Below are 18,364 nucleotides of genomic sequence, written 5' to 3'. Positions count from 1 at the left end.
CGGCTCAGCCGAGCAGGGTGGGCAGGTGCCGCTCCACCACCGGGAGGACGTCGGCCACCGGGACCGGGCGGCCCAGTTCGGCGGTGAGCGACGTGGTGCCGGCATCGGCGATGCCGCAGGGCACGATCCGGTCATAGTACGACAGGTCGCAGTCGCAGTTGATCGAGAAGCCGTGCTGGGTGACCCCGCGGGCGACCCGGATGCCGATGGCGGCCACCTTGCGGGCCGGGCCCCGGTCGTCATCGGGCACCCAGACCCCGCTGCGCCCCTCGACCCGGCCGGCGGTCAGCCCGAACTCGGCGCAGACGTCGATCAGCAGTTGCTCGGTGCGGCGGACGTAGGCGACCACGTCCACCGGGTCGGGCAGTCGGACGATCGGGTAGCCTACGAGCTGCCCCGGCCCGTGCCAGGTGATCTTGCCGCCCCGGTCGACGTCGACCACGGGGGTCCCGTCCATCGGCCGGTCCCACGGCTCGGTGCGCTTGCCGGCGGTGTAGACGCTCGGGTGCTCCAGCAGCAGCACGGTGTCGCCACGCTCACCGGCCACCACCTCCGCGTGCAGCCGTCGTTGCTCGTCCCATGCGGCCGGATAGTCGACCACACCGGCCCGGACGGTGGTCATCCCGGAAGTCGTCACGCTCACCCCACCACCCTAGCCCCGCCCGCACCTGACCCGACCCGTGAGCCTCGTCGCGTCGGCCAGGAGGGTGGGACCGGCCAGGAGGGCGGGGACGGGTCAGGAGGCGGGGACGGTCCAGAGCCAGACGTCGTCCACCCGGCGGGGCTCGCCGAGCAGCGCGGTGGCGGTGCGGCGCAGGGCGTCCTCGTCGAGGTCGTACTTGGCCCCGTGCACCTCGTCGGGGAGGACGACCGCCTCGACCCCCCAGTAGCGCAGGTCGGCCCGGGAGAGGCGGATGCTGCCCTCGGTGACGATCGGCACCAACCCGGTGCGGCCGGCCTGGTCCATCAGGGTGTCGAAGGTGCGCGGCGGCGGGCCGATCCGACCCCGCCCGTCGGGACCGCCGGGTCCGAGGAAGAACCCGGCGGGCAGCCGGAACTCACCCTGCCGATGGGCCAGGGCGTACGCCTGCCAGCGCTGGCCGTCGGGCGTGACGTCCAGGGTCAGCGGGATCGGGGTGAGCACGCCGCCCGGTGAGACGTACTGCCGCCAGGTGCCGGCGGTGACGAACGCCGGCACCGGCGGGCGGACGCTGGTCAACAGCGGGGTGGGCAGCAGCGGCAGCAACGCCACGACGAAACCCACCCCCCACGCCCAGGCCGCCGTCCGGCCCGGCGGCGTCGCCCGCAACCGGTCGACCGTGTACGCCAGCAGCACCCCGATCACCGGGGCGACCACCAGGGCCAGCCGGGACGGCAGGGCGGCGTTGACCACCGGCAGGTTGTCCAGCACCCCGAAGGGCAGCAGTTGGCCGGTGCGCCGCCCGTTCCACTTCGCCAGCGGCCCCCAGGAGAGCACCGCGAAGACCACGGCGGTCACCCCGAGCGCGGTCAGCGTGGCCCGCCGGCCGGGGCTGGCCCGTCGCCACAGCAGCCCGAAGCAGGCCACGGTGAGCAGCAGCAGCGGCAGCCCGAAGAAGCTGTTCTCCTCGGTCGGGTTGGGCGCCAGCGAGGTGTCCAGCCCGGCCGCCCCGGCCAGCGACCGGCTCGGGTACGCGCCGAACGCGGCGATGTCCTCGGCGTGGATGACCGGGTCGAAGCCGGTGCCGTGGAACCGCTGCGGCCCGGCGAAGTGCAGCCACAGCGGATACGCCAGCAGCACCCCGGCGACCAGCGCGGTCACCGCCAGCCCGCGCAGGAAGTCCGGCAGTGCGGCGCGGGCCTGGGCCCGGCGGGCCGGGTGCACCGCCCAGACGCCGAGGAAGACGGCGACCGCCAGGGCGGTGAAGAACAGCCCCTCGGCGGCGATCGAGAAGGCCACCGCGACCAGCACGCCGAGCACCAGCCCGCCCCGCCACCAGCGCCCGGGGCGGCGCAGCGCGAACACCGCCGCCACCAGCAGCGGCACCAGCCAACCGGCGGTCCAGTTCAGGTGGGCGTTGGCGTGCGAGACCATGCCGGGGGAGAAGGCGATGAACAGCGCCCCGACCCCCGCCGCGAGCCGGCTGCCGACCAGACGCCGGGAGAGCAGCCAATACCAGGCCAGCGCGGTGGCGGCCAGGTTGAGGGTGAGGATCACCAGGAACGTCGCCGGTGGCCCGATCAGGTACGTCAGCGGCGCGAAGACCACCGCGTACACGGTGATCGAGGTGTTGACGGCGAGGTTCACCCCGTCCGGCACGTTGAGCAGGTGGGTGAAGAGCGGATTCTCCCCATGGGTGACCGCGTGCCCGCCGAAGGCGAGCAGCCACTCGAAGAGCGCCTGGTCGCTGGAGTTCACGGTGATGGCCCGCTGGTTCGGGTCGCGCCACAGGCCGCTGGTCACCCAGACCGCCAGCACCACCGCGACGATCACCACGATCAGGTCGGCCCGCCGTCCCCGGCCGGTGTCCGGCGCGGCGGTGGGCGGCTGGTCGGCGGCCAGGGTGGGGGAAGACGGCACGGAGCGGACGTTACCAACCGGAACTGGACCGACCGGGTGGACCCGCAACTCGACGCCGGGCGGGAATCGGACCGGCGGACCGTCACATCGTCGGTGCTGGATGCGTGGGCGGCGACCAGTGGCTACCCCGCAGGCCGGCCGCTGATCGCCCTCACTCGGTCAGGGCGGCGTGCAGGGCGGCGGGGAGAGCGGGGTGGGTCCAGGGGAAGTCAGCCCGGGTGAGGACACCGGGCAGGACCCGGGTGCTGGTCAGCGCCTCCTGGGCAAAGCCGCCCAGGGCGACCTTCAGGGCGAGCGCGGGAATCGGGACGATCGCCGGGCGGTGCAGTTGGCGGGCCAGCTCCCGGGTGAACTCGGCATTGGTGACCGGGTGCGGGCCGACGACGTTGACCGGCCCGGCGATCTCCTCGGCGGTCAGCAGGAACACCGTGGCGTCCAGCCAGTCCCGTAGCGAGATCCACGGCAGCCACTGCCGTCCGCTGCCCAGTTTGCCGGCGATGCCCAGCTTGAACGGCAACAGTTGTGGTTTGAGCAACCCGCCGTCACGGTGCAACGGCAGACCGGTCCGCAGCCGCACCACCCGTACCCCGGCATCCTCGGCCGGCCGGGTCGCCGCCTCCCAGACCCGGCACACGTCGGCGAGGAACCCCTCGCCCGCCGGGGCGTCCTCCTCGACGACCCGGTCGCCGGTGTTGCCGTACCAGCCGACCGCCGAGGAGTTCAGCAGCACCCGGGGCCGGTCGGCCGCCGGCAACCCGGCGATGGTGACGGCCAGCGTGGTGGTGCTGTCCACCCGGCTGGACCGGATCACCCGGCGGTAGTCGTCGGTCCACCGCTTGTCGCCGACCCCGGCCCCGGCCAGGTTGACCACCGCCTCGGCCCCGGCCACCACGGCCGGGTCGAGCTGCCCGGCGGCCGGGTCCCACCGCTGTTCGTCGGGGTTCCGCGGCGACCGCCGGACCAGCCGGGTGACCTGGTGCCCGTCGCCGGTGAGCCGATCGACCAGCCGGGTGCCGAGGAAGCCGGACACGCCGGCCATGAGGATCCGCATACCCCCATCTTCGGGTACGCGGGCCCGATCGGATGCGCCGACCGCCGGCCGGCCCGGCGAACGGAGCACGACCGGGCCGGCCCGTGGCGCGGGACTACCGGTGCCCGGCGTCGCCGGCGGGGACCGGACGCAGGTCGGCGAGAAGCCGCTCCACCTCGGTGAACGCCTCCGTCGGCAGTGGGCCGAGGGCGAGGGTGGCGAAATTCTCCCGGGCCTGCGCCACCGTCCGGCACCCGGGGATCGGCACCGTCCGGGGGCTGCGGGCCAGCAGCCAGCCCAGCGCCCCCTGGGCGAGGGTACGGCCGTCGGAGGTCAACGCCGCCCGGACCGCCTCCACCCGAGCCGACCACTCGGGGCGGGCCGGCCGGCCCCGGCCCGCTGACCGCCCGGCTGGGGACTCACTCGGCCCGCACTGATGAGGTGCCGGGCAGGCGGGCCAGGACCGGGAGGAGCGGTGCGAGGGCGTCCCGGCGTACCACGAAGCGGGTGACGCCCCAGCGACGCCGGTGGGCCGCGACCGCCGCGACGATCTCGTCCACCGTGCCGATCAACACGAACGGAGTGGCCAGCAGTTCGGCGACGGACAGACCGAGCCGACCGGCCTGCTCGGCGGCGGCGGCCTCGGCGTCGTCGGTGACCGCCACCGTCTGCACCAGGGCCTCCAGGGCGGGCGGTGTGTCCCGGCCGGCCGCGCCGGCCGCCACGTGCGCGAGCTGCGCCTCGATCTGGTCGGTCCGCCAGCGCGCCTCGTGCCGGTGACCGTCAGCGAGGGTACGCCCGAAACCGGTCAACCCGACCACGTCGGCGTGCGCGCCGGCCCAGCGCAGCAGCGTCGAGTTGGCGGTGCCCATGGTCAACGGGATGTGCTCCTGCACCGGCCGGGGCGAGGTCAGCCGGGCTTCCCGGGCGACCAGGTCGGGGGAGTCGACCGTCACCGGGGAACCGTCGAGCAGGGCGCGGACCGCCTCGGCGACGGCCACGCAGCGGCGTACCCGGCCGGCCACGTCGGGACGTACCCGGCCGACGGCGGCCCACTCGGCGGGGGTGTGGCCGGCCCCGACGCCGAGCCGGGCCCGCCCGCCGGAGACCAGGTCGAGGGTGGCCACGTCGGCGGCGAGCAGGATCGGTTCCCGCACACCCAGGTTCGACACGTACGAGCCGAGGCCGATCGTGGTGGTCACCGCGGCGGCGGCGGCGAGCGCGACGAACGGCGACGTCACGTCACCCGGATGGTCGGCGGCGAGCAGGGCGTCGAAGCCGGCGGCCTCGACCCGGCGGGCGAGGTCGAGCCAGCTCGCCGCGTCGGTCGGGGTGGCCTGGAGCGAGAAGACGGTCACCGGGCCAGCTTTGCCGTCGCGGGCCGTCCCGGCCATCCCGTACGCCCGGATTCTGCCAACCGGAGAATCGCACGCGCTCCCGGTCGTGCCGTCCACCCGTGTTTCCGCCGGGCCCGGTACTGCACGACCTGGTCGCCATCAACACGGGCTCACCAGTCCGGTGGTGGGGCCACGCCGAGCAGTTCCTCGGTCCCGCCGGCCCGGTCGCCGAGCGTGTCGAGCGCGGCGGTCAGGGTGCGCTCCTCGTAGCGGAAGTGCGATTCGAGGATGGCGGAGAGGCCGTTCAGCTCGACGCGTACCCGGTCCAGGGCCGCCGGGTCGTCGGCCGGTGGGTCGGCGACCAGCGCCTCGATCCGCCGCACGATCCAGTCGACCATGCGGTGGTCCCGGCTGAGCTTGTCGAGCACCGGCCGCAGCTCGGGTGCCTCGTCGGCGAGCACCCGGAACGCCCCGGCGTCCTCGCCGGTGTGGTGCCGGGTCAGCGCCGCACAGAAGCTGAGACAGTGGGTACGCAGGTTGCGCAGCCGGCCGCCGGCGGACGACCGTTCGTCATCGGGACCGGCAGCGCGTCGACCCGGGTCGGCCGACGGCCCGTCGTCGACGGGCCGGCCCGTGCCGGCGGGTGGCTCGACGTCGAGGGCGGCCCGGATCTGGTCGAGCTGGTCGAGCAGCCAGAGATGGATCTCTACCAGTTGGTGGCCGAGCGCGGTCAGGCGGTCGGCCGGGGTGAAATCGGGGTGCACATGTGTCCCATGCTGTCCCGCGCCTCCATGCCCTCGGCGGTCTCCTTGCCGGGTACACCGCGACGCTGGCACCGATTCTAGGACGTACCCGGCGCGCTGTCCGGCCCCGACGGCGTCGCACCAGGCGCGCCGTCCGGCCGCTGATCGGGGGTCTCCTCGTGCCAGCGGGCCCGCCAGGCGGCCCCGTGCGCCTCGTGGTCGATCCGCTCGGCGTGCACGACCCGGCGCAGGGCCTGCCGGGAGCCACCCATGGTCACCACCCCCACCACGATCAACCCGACGCGGGCGCGGTGACGACGAAGGCGCCCCGGTCGATGACCGGGGCGCCTTCGTCGAACGCGGGTGTTACAGGCCCAACTCGGCCTCGAAGTTGCCGCCCTCCAGCCGCTCCTTGACCGCGACCAGGAAACGGGCCGCGTCGGCGCCGTCGATCAGCCGGTGGTCGTAGGACAGGGCCAGGTAGACCATCGAACGGACCGCGACGACCTCACCCAGGTCCGGGTCGTTCACCACGACCGGACGCTTCACCACGGCACCGGTGCCGAGCATCGCCGACTGCGGCGACGGCACGATCGGGGTGTCGAAGAGCGCGCCCCGGCTGCCGGTGTTGGTCAGCGTGAAGGTCGCCCCGGCGATCTCGTCCGGGCTGATCTTGTTGGTCCGGGTGCGCTCGGCCAGGTCGGCGATCCGCTTGGCGATGCCGCCCAGGTTGAGGTCACCGGCACCGTGGATGACCGGCACCATCAGGCCGCGCTCGGTGTCCACCGCGATGCCCAGGTGCTCGGCGTCGGGGTAGGTGATCGTGCCCGCGTCGAGATCCATGCTCGCGTTGACGATCGGGTACGTCTGCAACGCCTCGATGGCCGCCAGGGCGAAGAACGGCAGGAACGACAGCTTCACGCCGTGCCGCTGCTGGAACGGCTCCTTGGCCTGGGTGCGCAGCTTGGCGATCCGGGTGACGTCCACCTCGATCACCGTGGTCAACTGCGCCATCTCGTGCAGCGACTGCTGCATCCGCTTGGCGATGGTCGCCCGGATCCGGGGCAGCTTCTCGGTGCTGCCGCGCTTGGCGCTCGGCTGCGCCTTGGCCGCCGGCTTCGCCGGGGCCGCCGCGGCCGGCTGCGGGGTGGGGGCCGGGGCGGCCTTGGCCGCCTTCGCCTTCTCCGCCGCCTCCAGCACGTCCTGCTTGCGGATCCGGCCACCGACCCCGGTGCCGTTGACCGACGCCAGGTCGACGCCGTGCTCGCCGGCCAGCTTGCGGACCAGCGGGGTCACGTAACCGGCGGCCTCCTCGCCGCCGCCCTGGGCGGGGGCCGACGACCGGGCCGGCGTGGCGGTGGGAGCGGCCGGCTGGGCGGTCTGCTCCGCCTTCGCCGGCTGGGCCGCCGACTCGGCCTCGGCGGCCGGCTCGTTGTATCCCGCACCCGGGGTCGGCTCGGCGACCTTGGGCTCCGGCTTCGGCTCGGCCTTCGGCGCGGGCTTGGCCTCCGCCTTCGGGGCGGGCTCCGGCTCCGGTGCCGACTCGGCCGGGGCGGCGTCCGCCGTACCGATGATCGCCAGGTCCGCGCCGACCGCGGCGGTCTCGTCCTCGGGGACCTTGATCTCCAGGACGGTGCCGGCGACCGGCGACGGGATCTCGGTGTCGACCTTGTCGGTGGAGACCTCCAGCAGCGGCTCGTCGACCTCGACGGTCTCGCCGACCTGCTTGAGCCAGCGGGTGACGGTGCCCTCGGTGACGCTCTCGCCCAGGGCCGGCATCTTCACCGGGGTGCCCTCGCCCGAGGACGCCGGAGCGGCCTGCGCCTTCGGCTGCTCCGGCTCGGGCTCCGGGCCGGTGCCCTCGGCGGCCGGCTCGGCCTGCTCCGGCTCGGCGGCCTCGTCGTCCGGCGCGGCGTCCGAGCCGGCCGACTCGCCCTCGCCGGAGATGACGGCCAGCTCGCTGCCCACCTCGGCGGTCTCGTCCTCGGCGACCACGATCCGGCTCAGCACCCCCGCCGCGGGGGACGGGATCTCGGTGTCGACCTTGTCGGTGGAGACCTCCAGCAGCGGCTCGTCGACCTCGACGGTCTCGCCCTCCTGCTTGAGCCAGCGGGTGACGGTGCCCTCGGTGACGCTCTCGCCGAGCCGAGGCATGGTGACCGATACCGGCATGTTATGAAACTCCTTCGTGGCCTGGTGCGATCCTCGCCCGCTTGCCGCCGGCGTCGCGGAATGAGTGTGGGTCAGGCGTGCGCGTGCAGCGGCTTGCCGGCCAGGGCCAGGTGTGCCTCGCCCAGGGCCTCGTTCTGGGTCGGGTGGGCGTGCACGAGCTGCGCCACCTCCGCCGGGTAGGCCTCCCAGTTGTAGATGAGCTGCGCCTCGCCGATCAGCTCACCGACCCGGGCACCCACCATGTGTACGCCGACCACCGGGCCGTCCTCGACCCGTACCAGCTTCACGAAGCCGGCGGTCTTGAGGATCTGGCTCTTGCCGTTGCCGCCCAGGTTGTAGTTGTAGGTCTTGACCTTGTCGCCGTACTGCTCCTTGGCCTTCGCCTCGGTCAGGCCCACCGACGCCAGCTCGGGGTCGGAGTAGGTGACCCGTGGGATGCCGACCTCGTCGATCACGGCCGGGTTCAGGCCGGCGATCTCCTCGGCGACGAAGATGCCCTGGGCGAAGCCGCGGTGGGCCAGCTGGAGGCCGGGCACGATGTCGCCGACCGCGTAGACGTTCGGCACCCCGGTGCGCAGCCGCTCGTCGGTCAGCACGTAGCCGCGGTCGAGCTTGACGCCCTGCTCGGCGTAGCCGAGGTCGGCGGTGTTCGGGCCCCGGCCGACGGCGACCAGCAGCAGCTCGGCCTCGACGGTCTCGCCACCGGAGATGGTCAGCTTGACGCCCTTCTCGGTCTTCTCGACCTTCTCGAAGGGCTTGCCGACCTTGAAGTTGATCTTCCGCTTGCGGAACGCCCGCTCCAGCGCCTTCGACGACTCCTCGTCCTCGGCGGCCACCAGCCGGGGCAGCGCCTCGACGATGGTCACGTCCACCCCGAAGGACCTCCACACGCTGGCGAACTCGACGCCGATCACGCCGCCACCCAGCACGATCACCGACGCCGGGACCCGGTCCAGGGTCAGCGCGTGGTCGCTGGTGATGATCCGCTCGCCGTCGACCTCCAGGCCGGGCAGGCTCTTCGCGTACGAGCCGGAGGCCAGGATCAGGTTGCGGCCGGTGTAGCGCTTGCCGTCCACCTCGACGACGTTCTTGCCGACCAGCTTGCCGGCACCCGCCACGAAGGTGATGTTCTTGCTGCCGCCGACCAGCCCCTGGAGGCCCTTGTACAGCCGGGAGACCACCCCGTCCTTGTACGAGTTGACCCCGGCCATGTCGATGCCGACCAGCTCGGCCTTGACGCCGAACTGCGCCGACTCGCGGGTCTGGTCGGCGATCTCGGCCGCGTGCAGCAGCGCCTTGGTCGGGATGCAGCCGTTGTGCAGGCAGGTGCCGCCGAGCTTGCCCTTCTCGATCAGCGCGACGGAGAGGTCAAGCTGGGCGGCACGCAGCGCCGCCGCGTAGCCGCCGCTGCCACCTCCGAGAATGACGATGTCGAAGGTTGCGTCGTTCGGCTCGCTCACGTCCAACTCCCTGGTCGCTTCGCTGCATCGGGGGGTCACGGCGGGGCGGCACGGGCAGACCCCACCTCGGTCATCTTGTCACTTGCCCGTCCGCAGCGCGTACCGAGGTGCCCAACGACACGTCACCGACACGTACTCTTGGCACCGTCCTCGACGACGGACGGGGGAGAGGAGACGCCCGGTGGCGCTGTTCCGGCGACGCAAACCGCCGACCGCGGCCAACCGTGACCGGCCGGCCGACCGGGCCGACCTGGATCATCTGGCCAACTTCGTCCGGACCCGCCGGGGTGTCGAGGCGTTCGTCGAACCCCGGACCACGATGACCGACACCACCGTCATCATGATCGCCGACGACGGCGAGTGGACCCGGCGACGCATCGACGGCCCGGACGGCGCCCGCCGCTTCGCGCACGCCCTGGGCATCCCGATCTACGACGTCCGGCTGATGGGCTACCCGCAGCGCATGCGCGACTACAACGAACGCCGCAAGCGTCGGCCCGAGCTGTTCTGAGCGCGCGCGGGTCGACCCGGGAAACGCGGACGGGACGCCCGTGGACGTCCCGTCGTGGTGTCGCGAATCCGTGTGTCGCGAATCCGTCAGCCGTTGGCGGCGACGTCCTCGACCAGCTGCAGCAGGGTACGCACCGGCACCCCGGTGCCGCCCTTGGTCCAGTAGCCGGTCGGCTCACCCGAGTGGTAACCGGGACCGGCGATGTCGATGTGCGCCCAGGCGACCTCGTCGGTGACGAACTCGCGCAGGAACACGCCGCCCTGCAGCATGTGACCGGCCCGGTCCATGCCCGCGTTGACCTGCGAGATGTCCGCCACGTCCGAGTCCATACCCTTGCGGACGTCGTCCGGCAGCGGCATCGGCCAGGCCGGCTCGCCGACCGCGTCGCCGGCCACCTTCACCCGCTCGCACAGCTCGGGGGTGCCCATCACCCCGGCGATCCGCTTGCCCAGCGCGATCACCTGGCCGCCGGTGAGGGTGGAGGTCTCGAACAGGTAGTCGGTCCCGTCGGCGCAGGCGCGGGCCATCGCGTCGCCGAGGATCATCCGGCCCTCGGCGTCGGTGTTGAGCACCTCGACCCGCTTGCCGTTGAACATGGTGACCACGTCACCCGGCCGGTAGCTGGTGCCCGACGGCATGTTCTCGGCCATCGGCAGGTAACCGGTCACCGTCACGGGCGGCTTGAGCGCGGCGATCGCCAGCATCGCCGCGCCGACGGCCGCCGCGCCGGCCATGTCGGACTTCATCTCCCACATGCCCTGCGCCGGCTTGATCGAGATGCCGCCGGTGTCGAAGGTGATGCCCTTGCCGACCAGCGCCACCCGCTTGCCGTTGGTCTCGCCCACCGGGGTCCAGGTCAGCTTGACCAGGCGCGGCGGGGCCTCCGAGCCCTGCCCGACGGCGGTGATGCCGCCGTACCCGCCGGCCCGCAGCTCCTGCTCGTCGAGCACCTCGACGTCGAGCCCGGCGGCCCGGGCGGCGGTGGCGACGGCGTCGGCGAAGGCCGGCGGACGCAGCTCGTTCGGCGCGGTGTTGACCCAGTCCCGGCTGATCCGCACCGCACCGGCCACCGCGGTGGCCCGGTCGATCTCGGCCCGGGCGGTCGCGTCGGCGGCGTCCGGCACGGCGATCAGCACCTCGGCCACCGGCTCCCGCCGGGACGGCTGCGGCGTGGTCTTGTAGCCGGCGAACCGGTAGCCGCCGAGCAGCGCGCCCTCGGCGACCGCGCGCAGCACGGCCGGGGCCTCGGCGTTGTCGGGCAGCGGCAGGCTCAGCGCCACCCGCGGCGCCCCGGCCAGCGCCCGGACCGCCGCGCCGGTGGCCCGGCGCAGGGTCTCCGGGGCGGGGGCGGCCCCGGTCGGCTCCGGACCCAGCCCGACCGCCAGGACCAGCGGGGCGGTGACGGTGCCCAGCGTGGCCAGCTTGATCACCTCGCCCGGGCCGCCGGTCGCGCCGAGCAGGGCCAGCGTCGCGGTCAGCTTGCCGTCGAAGGCGGCGGCGATGCTCTCCGCGCCGTCGGCCAGCAGCAGGGTGCCGGCGGGACCGCTCGTGGCGTCCGGGCCGGTGGTCTGACTGTGTACGCCGATCACGATCGCGTCGACCGCGAGCTCGGCGGGGTCGGTGTCGACCAGGCTGAGGGTGGTGCTGGACGATGTCACTGAAGCTACTCCGGGCGGGCCGGGCCGGCCGCGTCGTCGCGTACCGGCGGTGATGGTCTCCGGCGGCAACCTACCCGCCGGAGCGCGGGTGCGTCCCGCCGATGTGCCGACGGGTCCCGCCGATGCTAACCAGCGGCGCACCCACCGGTAAGTTGCCACCCATGACGGACGTGACCTCCGACGCCGCCGCGACCCGGCTGCGTCGTTCCCCGCTGCACGCGCGGCACACCGCGCTCGGTGCCAAGTTCGCCCCCTTCGGGGGCTGGGAGATGCCCCTGGAGTACGCCGGCGGCGGCGTCCTCAAGGAACACGCGGCGGTCCGGACGGCGGTCGGGGTCTTCGACGTCTCACACCTGGGCAAGGCGCGGGTCACCGGCCCCGGCGCGGCGCGGTTCGTCAACTCCTGCCTGACCAACGACCTGGACCGGATCGGGGCGGGGAAGGCGCAGTACACGCTCTGCTGCGACGACACCACCGGCGGGGTTGTCGACGACATCATCGCCTACCGGTACGCCGACGACCACGTCTTCCTCATCCCCAACGCGGCCAACACCGCCGAGGTGGTACGCCGGCTGCGCGCCGCCGCCCCGGCCGACGTCGAGGTCACCGACGAGCACGACCGGTACGCGGTGCTGGCCGTGCAGGGCCCCCGCTCGGTCGCACTGCTCGACGCGCTGGCCCTGCCCACCGGGCACGACTACATGAGCTTCTCCCCGGCGACGCTGGCCGGTGCCGAGCTGACCGTCTGCCGTACCGGTTACACCGGTGAGCTGGGCTACGAGCTGGTCGTGCCGGCCGAACACGCCGTCGCCGTCTGGGATGCGCTCTTCGCCGCCGGAGCGCAGGTCGAGCTGCGCGCCTGCGGGCTGGGAGCCCGCGACACCCTGCGTACCGAGATGGGCTACCCGCTGCACGGGCAGGACCTCTCCCTGGACATCACCCCCGTGCAGGGGCGTTCCGGCTGGGCGGTGGGCTGGGACAAGCCGGCCTTCTGGGGCCGCGACGCGCTGCGCGCCGAGAAGGCCGCCGGCCCCCGCCGTACGCTGCGCGGCCTGGAAGCCGTCGACCGGGCCATCCCGCGCGCCGGGATGACCGTGCACGTCGGCGACACCCCGGTCGGCACGATCACCAGCGGCACCTTCAGCCCGACCCGCAAGCAGGGCATCGCCCTGGCCCTGCTGGACACCGACCCGAAACTCGCCGACGGCGACCTCGTCGAGGTCGACATCCGGGGCCGCCGCGCCCAGATGCGCCTGACCCGCCCCCCCTTCGTCACCCCCTCGGTCCGCTAACCCCACCCCACCGGTTCTGGCCTCGCCCCGGGCTGGCCTCCGCGCCCCGACCGGCCTCGGTGATCAAGAGGTTTACGTCATGTCAGGCCGGGATTTTGACCTGAACCTCTTGATCACCGAGTCGAGCCGGGTGGAGCCGGGCCGGGCCGGGTGGGGTTAGTGGGTGGGGTGGGGGCGTTCGCCGGCGTCGAGGACTGCCTGGGTCCAACCGCCCTCGATGACGCCGGTGCCGTCGAGGACCGCCCAGTCGACGACCTCGGTGACTGCCACCTCGACCGGCGAGCCGATCCGGACGGTGGGGTCGGTGTTGGCGTCGCTGGCGCTCGCGCCGACGATCCGCTCCGGGGCGTCCCACGAGTTCACCCCGGCCCAGACGTACTCGGGGCCGTCGTCGCCGGCCAGGCCGTACTTGACCACCAGCTGTGCCTCCGGCGGCAGCCCGTCGGCGAGGAACCGGGCCCGGATGTCGTCCAGCCCGGCACGGGCGGTGGTGACGGCCCGGCTCATCGCGTCGCCCGAGCGGGCGTACCGGACGTCCGGTTCGATGCCGGAGAAGAGGGTCGCGCAGGCCGCCGCGTAGTAGCGGCCGTCCGGCCCGGGGTGACCGGGCGGGGGACGCAGGCTGAGGAACGAGTCGGCCTCGGGGTCGGTGGCCGGGTCCAGTTCCAGCCGCAGCAGCACCGGGGCCGTCGCCCCGTGCTGCTCCGGATTGCCGTACGCGACCGCGATGTCGTGCCCGGTCACCGTGGCCAGCACCGGAAGCTGCACGAACGCCGGCACCTCCTCGCCGGCCAGCCCGTCGGTCCAGTCCCGCAGCAGTCGACGGGCGGCACCGGTCAGCACCGCGCCCCAGGCCCGGGTGAGATGGTCGGGCACCCCCTGGGTCTGCAACTCCAACAGCCCGAAGCGGCGCAGCCCCTTGGTGGTGAACCACAACCCCTCGGTGTCCGAGGAATAGGGGACCAGCACCCAGTCGACCAGCCGGATCCGGCCCTGCGCGTCCGGCAGCGACTTCAGCGCCGTCGCCGGGTCGAGGAACTGCAACCCGAACACGTCCACCACGTCGCCGTCGACGGATTCGGCGACGGCGGCGGCCACCGCCCGGGCCGCCCACTCGTGCGCCGGTGGCCAGCCCGGCCGGTACTCGGCCTGCACCACCACCAGGTGGCTGGCGGCGGCGAGCCGGCCCAACTGGGCCTCGGTGGCACCGAACGCGGTGAGCAGGTCCGGCGGCAGTTGCGGGAACTCGTCGATCGAGCGGGTGTCCACCGACATCAGCGGGCTGTCCAGCATCTGCGTGGCCAGACCGTAGACCGGGTCGGCGAGCCGGCCCGCGAGCGCTCGTACCGCGGTCTTCGGGCTCACCGGTGGCAACCCCGCCATCGGCACCAGGTAGGTCGCGCTGAGCGACTCCGGGACCGGTACGGGCAGGAAGTCGTCCGTGATGAGCAAGTCGTCCCCCGGAAGGCCGTGCCGGTGCTGTCGGGGCAAACGCTACCCGGCGCGCCGCGTCGTCCTCAGCCGGACAGGACGAAGCCCAGGTAGACCAGCGTGGTCACCACCTCCACCATGGCCCCGAGGACGTCACCGGTGATGCCGCCGAGCCGGCGTACCAGGTGCCGGAGCAGTCCGGTGGCGACGACGAGGGCGGCCAGCACGGCCAGCGGCCCCTGCCACGGGCGGCCCGGCACGGCCGGCGCCGCCGCCAGCGCGACGGCGAGCGTGCCGACGACCGGCGCGACCGGCCCGACCGTCCCGGCGACCAGCGCGCCCATCCCGTCGGGGCGGGCCGCCGGCACCCTCCGGCGGCAGGCCAGGGTGACCCCGAGCCGACCGGCGGCGGTGCCGGCCACCACGGCCGCGAGCGTCGCCGGCCAGGACCGTCCGGCCAACTCGGCGAGGGCCGCCGTCTGGAGCAGCAGGACGACCACCAGCGCGACCACCCCGAACGGGCCCACGTCCGGCTTCTTCATGATCTCCAGCGCCGCCGAGCCCCGCCGGTACGACCCCAGCGCGTCCACGGTGTCGGCCAACCCGTCCAGGTGCAGCCCCCGGGTGACCAGGGCCGCCACCCCGACGGTCAGTCCGGCGGCGACCAGGGGTGGGGCGAGCGCGGCCAGGCCCAGCAGCACCGCACCGAGTACCGCCCCGAGCAGCACCCCGACCAGCGGGGCGAGCGCCATCGCGGTGCCCGCCGTCGCCCGGTCGATCCGGCCGGGGCGGACCGGGACGGTGGTGAAGGTGGTCAGCGCCAGCCGGAACCCGTCGCCGCGTCCCGACTCAGCCGGCACGCCGAACGGACGGGTCGTGCTCCGGCCCGACGTCGGTGGTGGTCGGACCCGGGCCGGCCGGCTCGGGCTCGGCGAACTCCGGGGCAACGTCGGGCTCAGCTGCCTCGCCGGTCGCCGTCGCGGCGGTTGCCCCCGCGGAGGGCTCCGCCGTGGCACCGACCGACGTGGTGGCCGAGGTGTCGTCGGCCGGTGCGGAAGCCGAGGCGTTACCGGCCGGTGCGGTGGCCGAGGTGTCGTCGGCCGGTGTGGTGACGGCGGGGGCGTCGCCGCCGGGCGTGATGCTGGTCCCGGTCGGGTCGCCGGCCGGCTCGTCGTCGACGCCACCGTGCTGCGGGTGCACGGGCAGCGACCCCGCCAGCGCCAGCACCGAGCGCAACAGCGGCAGGGCGGCCAGCGCGTTCGCCCCCTCACCGAGGTCGAGCCGCAGGTCCAGCAGCGGGGTCAGGCCGAGCACGTCGGCGGCGAGCCGGACCGCCGGATGGCCGCCGTGGTCGACCAGCAGGCACCAGTGCCGGGTCTGTCCGGCCAGGTCCCGGCTGATCATGCCGGCGGCCAGCCCGACCGGCCCGTCGAGCAGCACCGGCACCCGGCGGGCGGTCGCACCGAGCAGCACGCCGGTGGCCACCGCCACGTCACCGCCGCCCAGCTCGGCCAGCACGTCCTTGGCGTCGCGGGGGGAACGGCGGGTGCGGTGCAGCGCGTCCCGGACGGTGGCGCAGCGCACCATCCAGGCGGCGTCGTCGATCTCGCCGTCGGCGGTGTGCACCCGGCCGAGCACGGTCGGGGCCTCCGCGCCCGCGGTAGCGACCAGCACCGCGGCGGCGGCGGCCTCGGCACCGGCCCCGCACGCGCCGAGCACCAGCAGTCGTACGCCCGCCCCGGCGGCCTCCTCGGCCAACCGCCAGCCGTAGCGCAGGGCCGACTCGACGGCGTCGGTGTCCAGCGCCGGCCCGTGCTCGATCGGCGCGGACGGCGGCGCGTCCACCACCTGGAGGCTGGCACCGCTTTCGGCGGCCAGCCGGGCCAACGCCCCCGGCCGGCGCGGGCCTGCCCGGCCAACCGGGCCGACTCCCCGGGCACCGCCCCGGCCGCCGTGCCCCCGGCGTGGTCGCCGTGCAGCAGCAGCACCCGGACGTCGGTCCACGGCGTCGGGGTCGGGGTGCCCTGGGTGGCGGCGGCGAACTCGACCACCCGCTCCAGCACGCCCAGTCCGGCTCCCGGCAGGTCCAGGGTGCCGAGTCGCTGCACCGCCTGCGGGCCGGCGTACTCGTGGGGCATCGGCAGTTCCATGCCGGGCTGGATGACCAGCCCGGTGGCGACCACCGGCAACGCCATGGTCGGCGCCGCCCAGGCGGTGCCGTCGGCAGCCGCTGCGGCCGGGGCCGCCGGCACGGTGGGGGTCAGCACCTCCGGCAGCGACGGGGGTGGCCCGTCGGCCGGGTCCGCCGCCCCGCCGGCCGTGGCCGTCGTGCTGCCCGTGCCGCCGGTCGGGACGGTCGTACCGCCGGTCGGGACGGCCTGGGCGGGTACGCCGACCGGCCGGGCCGGGGTGGACGGCTTGAGCCAGGCCGGCTGACCGGCGACCACCAGCGCGACGGCGTCGCAGGCGTCCGCGACGGCCCGGTTGGCGGCGCCCAGCGCATCGGTGAACGCCCGCCCCAACGGGGTGGTCGGCACCAGCGACAGCCCCACCTCCGGGCTGACCAGCACGATCCGTGCCTCGCTGGCCCGCACCGCCTCGGCCAGTTCGGCGATCGTGGCCACGTCGTCGGCCGGCTGGTGGGCCGGGTCGAGCAGCACGGTCACCCAGCCGCCCAGGTCGTCCACGAGCAGGGTCTCGTTCGGCCCGGCCGAGGCGAGCACGTCGGCCAGCCGGCGCGGGTCCCCGGCGGTCTCCTCGGTGGTCCAGCTGCCCGGCCGGCGGGCCCGGTGGGCGGCCAGTCGGGTGGCCCACTCGGTGTCGTCCGGGTCGGCGGCGGCCGAGGTCGCCACGTACCGCACCGTGGGGGCGTCGACCACCAGGGCCTCGGCGAACTCCGACTTGCCCGAACGGATACCGCCGAGCACCAGGACCGTGTTCCACCCGTCAACGGACATGCCCCGTACCTTAAGGCCGCCCGGCCTGGCCCCGCCCGCCGGCCCGGACCGGTCACGCTGCGCGGAACCCGGCCACCGGCAGGCGTGCGTCCGGTGCGCTCCGGCAACGGCCGACTACGCTTGCGGGGGTCCGTCCCCCGGGGACGGCAAAGCGGCGAGGGGAGACGCGGCATGGCGTGGAGCTGGCGGTACGAGGGCACGGACGGCGCAGCGGTCGACGGGCCGGCGGAGACGTTCAGCAGCCAGGCGGACGCCGAGTCCTGGATCGGTCAGGCCTGGCGGGAGCTCGCGGCGTCCGGCGTCACCTCGGTCACGCTCGTCGAGGACGACCGGGTGGACTACCGGATGAGCCTGCTGCCGACGGCGGAGTGATGGCGTACGACCGCCCGGGGGGCGAGCCGTTGGTGCTCGGTGTGCCCCGGGCGGCGTTCCGGCCCAGCCCGATCTTCCTGGCCCTGGTGGCGCTCTTCGTGACCAGTGGCGTGCTGATCTGGAACGGGGTCGGCAACGTCCGGTTCGACGTGTTCCTCTTCGTCGTCTCCGGCTGGCTGGTCTCGCTGTGCCTGCACGAGTACGCCCACGCGGTGGTCGCCTACCGGGCCGGTGACCGGGACATCGCCCACCGGGGCTACCTGACGTTGAACCCGCTCAAGTACACCCACCCGCTGCTGTCGATCGTGTTGCCGGTGGTGGTGGTGCTGCTCGGCGGCATCGGCCTGCCCGGTGGGGCGGTCTGGGTGGACCGGCACGCCATCCCGGGGCGGCTGCGGCACACCCTGGTCAGCCTCGCCGGCCCGGCCACCAACGTGCTGTTCACCCTGCTGCTGGTGGTGGTGCTGCGGGTGGGGATCGACGCCGGCGGCCCGCTGGAGTTCTGGGCCGGGGTGGCGCTGCTGGCGTTCCTCCAGCTCACCGCCAGCGTGCTGAACCTGCTCCCGGTGCCCGGTCTGGACGGCGGCAACATGATCCAGCCGTGGCTCAACCCGCAGTGGCGCCGGATGTACGACATGTTCGCGCCGTTCGGCTTCATCCTGCTCTTCGCCCTGCTGTGGAACCCGCGCATCGGCAACTGGTTCTTCACCGCCGTCTTCTGGCTCAGCGACCTGCTGGGCCTGCCGCCGTGGCTCTACAGCACCGCGCTGTCCCTGATCCGCTTCTGGCAGACCTGACCGCACCCCACCCGGCAACCGTCCGGGATGGGGTGCGGTCGGTG

The 18,364-nt window shown here is 74.2% G+C and carries 15 protein-coding genes and 2 pseudogenes; 4 read left to right on the top strand and 13 right to left on the bottom strand.

Features of this window, described 5'->3' with window-relative positions:
- Positions 1–4: 4 nt before the first annotated feature.
- The 9 genes and pseudogenes from lipB to lpdA form a co-directional block, all read right to left on the bottom strand.
- Positions 5–622: a lipoyl(octanoyl) transferase LipB gene (gene lipB, locus ACQP1S_RS23725; protein ID WP_432908251.1), complete on the bottom strand. Its 618-nt coding sequence runs from the start codon at positions 620–622 to the stop codon at positions 5–7.
- Positions 623–736: 114 nt separating this feature from the next.
- Complete coding sequence (locus ACQP1S_RS23720; RefSeq protein ID WP_432899299.1) at positions 737–2,560, bottom strand: DUF2079 domain-containing protein; 1,824 nt, start codon at positions 2,558–2,560, stop codon at positions 737–739.
- Positions 2,561–2,711: 151 nt separating this feature from the next.
- Positions 2,712–3,611: a TIGR01777 family oxidoreductase gene (locus ACQP1S_RS23715; RefSeq protein ID WP_091237825.1), complete on the bottom strand. Its 900-nt coding sequence runs from the start codon at positions 3,609–3,611 to the stop codon at positions 2,712–2,714.
- A gap of 94 nt (positions 3,612–3,705) precedes the next feature.
- Positions 3,706–3,981: pseudogene (locus tag ACQP1S_RS23710) on the bottom strand (aldo/keto reductase); the annotation flags it as partial.
- A gap of 28 nt (positions 3,982–4,009) precedes the next feature.
- The gene (locus ACQP1S_RS23705; RefSeq protein WP_432899296.1) at positions 4,010–4,948 is read right to left on the bottom strand and encodes an LLM class flavin-dependent oxidoreductase; all 939 of its coding nucleotides are present in this window, start codon (positions 4,946–4,948) and stop codon (positions 4,010–4,012) included.
- A gap of 149 nt (positions 4,949–5,097) precedes the next feature.
- Positions 5,098–5,691 carry a hemerythrin domain-containing protein gene (locus ACQP1S_RS23700; protein ID WP_432899293.1) on the bottom strand — a complete coding sequence of 198 codons (594 nt, stop codon included), beginning with the start codon at positions 5,689–5,691 and terminating at the stop codon, positions 5,098–5,100.
- A gap of 77 nt (positions 5,692–5,768) precedes the next feature.
- Entirely contained in the window at positions 5,769–5,942 is a 174-nt protein-coding gene (locus ACQP1S_RS23695; protein WP_432899290.1) for a hypothetical protein, read from the bottom strand.
- Between the two features lie 94 nt (positions 5,943–6,036).
- Positions 6,037–7,842, bottom strand: a complete 1,806-nt coding sequence (gene sucB, locus ACQP1S_RS23690; protein ID WP_432899287.1) for a 2-oxoglutarate dehydrogenase, E2 component, dihydrolipoamide succinyltransferase — start codon at positions 7,840–7,842, stop codon at positions 6,037–6,039.
- Between the two features lie 71 nt (positions 7,843–7,913).
- Positions 7,914–9,341, bottom strand: a complete 1,428-nt coding sequence (gene lpdA, locus ACQP1S_RS23685) for a dihydrolipoyl dehydrogenase (protein WP_432899284.1) — start codon at positions 9,339–9,341, stop codon at positions 7,914–7,916.
- Between the two features lie 142 nt (positions 9,342–9,483).
- Here lpdA and ACQP1S_RS23680 point away from each other — a divergent pair, with 142 nt between their 5' ends.
- Positions 9,484–9,813, top strand: a complete 330-nt coding sequence (locus ACQP1S_RS23680; RefSeq protein ID WP_091237814.1) for a hypothetical protein — start codon at positions 9,484–9,486, stop codon at positions 9,811–9,813.
- A gap of 86 nt (positions 9,814–9,899) precedes the next feature.
- Here the strand turns inward: ACQP1S_RS23680 and ACQP1S_RS23675 are convergent, their stop codons facing one another.
- Positions 9,900–11,471 (bottom strand): leucyl aminopeptidase, encoded by a 1,572-nt coding sequence (locus tag ACQP1S_RS23675; protein WP_432899280.1) that lies wholly within the window; start codon positions 11,469–11,471, stop codon positions 9,900–9,902.
- Between the two features lie 161 nt (positions 11,472–11,632).
- Here ACQP1S_RS23675 and gcvT point away from each other — a divergent pair, with 161 nt between their 5' ends.
- Complete coding sequence (gene gcvT, locus ACQP1S_RS23670) at positions 11,633–12,763, top strand: glycine cleavage system aminomethyltransferase GcvT (protein ID WP_432899277.1); 1,131 nt, start codon at positions 11,633–11,635, stop codon at positions 12,761–12,763.
- Between the two features lie 156 nt (positions 12,764–12,919).
- On the opposite strand, the gene ACQP1S_RS23665 is transcribed toward gcvT, so the two are convergent.
- The 3 genes and pseudogenes from ACQP1S_RS23665 to ACQP1S_RS23655 all read right to left on the bottom strand — a co-directional run bounded on the left by ACQP1S_RS23665 (position 12,920) and on the right by ACQP1S_RS23655 (position 17,151).
- The gene (locus tag ACQP1S_RS23665; protein ID WP_432899274.1) at positions 12,920–14,215 is read right to left on the bottom strand and encodes a DUF2314 domain-containing protein; all 1,296 of its coding nucleotides are present in this window, start codon (positions 14,213–14,215) and stop codon (positions 12,920–12,922) included.
- Between the two features lie 65 nt (positions 14,216–14,280).
- Positions 14,281–15,054: an adenosylcobinamide-GDP ribazoletransferase gene (cobS, locus tag ACQP1S_RS23660; protein WP_432899271.1), complete on the bottom strand. Its 774-nt coding sequence runs from the start codon at positions 15,052–15,054 to the stop codon at positions 14,281–14,283.
- Positions 15,044–17,151 (bottom strand): annotated as a pseudogene (locus ACQP1S_RS23655) (bifunctional adenosylcobinamide kinase/adenosylcobinamide-phosphate guanylyltransferase). The gene cobS and the pseudogene ACQP1S_RS23655 overlap by 11 nt, the downstream one beginning before the upstream one ends.
- Before the next feature lie 171 nt (positions 17,152–17,322).
- Between ACQP1S_RS23655 and ACQP1S_RS23650 the strand changes: the two are divergent.
- Positions 17,323–17,523, top strand: coding sequence for a hypothetical protein (locus ACQP1S_RS23650; RefSeq protein ID WP_357776771.1), 201 nt, complete (start codon positions 17,323–17,325; stop codon positions 17,521–17,523).
- The gene (locus ACQP1S_RS23645) at positions 17,523–18,320 is read left to right on the top strand and encodes a site-2 protease family protein (RefSeq protein ID WP_357891235.1); all 798 of its coding nucleotides are present in this window, start codon (positions 17,523–17,525) and stop codon (positions 18,318–18,320) included. Before ACQP1S_RS23650 ends, ACQP1S_RS23645 begins: the two co-directional genes overlap by 1 nt.
- Positions 18,321–18,364: the final 44 nt, after the last annotated feature.

This window comes from Micromonospora matsumotoense (assembly GCF_050951065.1).
Lineage (GTDB): Bacteria > Actinomycetota > Actinomycetes > Mycobacteriales > Micromonosporaceae > Micromonospora > Micromonospora matsumotoensis.
The sequence above is the reverse complement of the archived record's forward strand: the minus strand, read 5'-3'. Positions and strand labels throughout refer to the sequence as shown.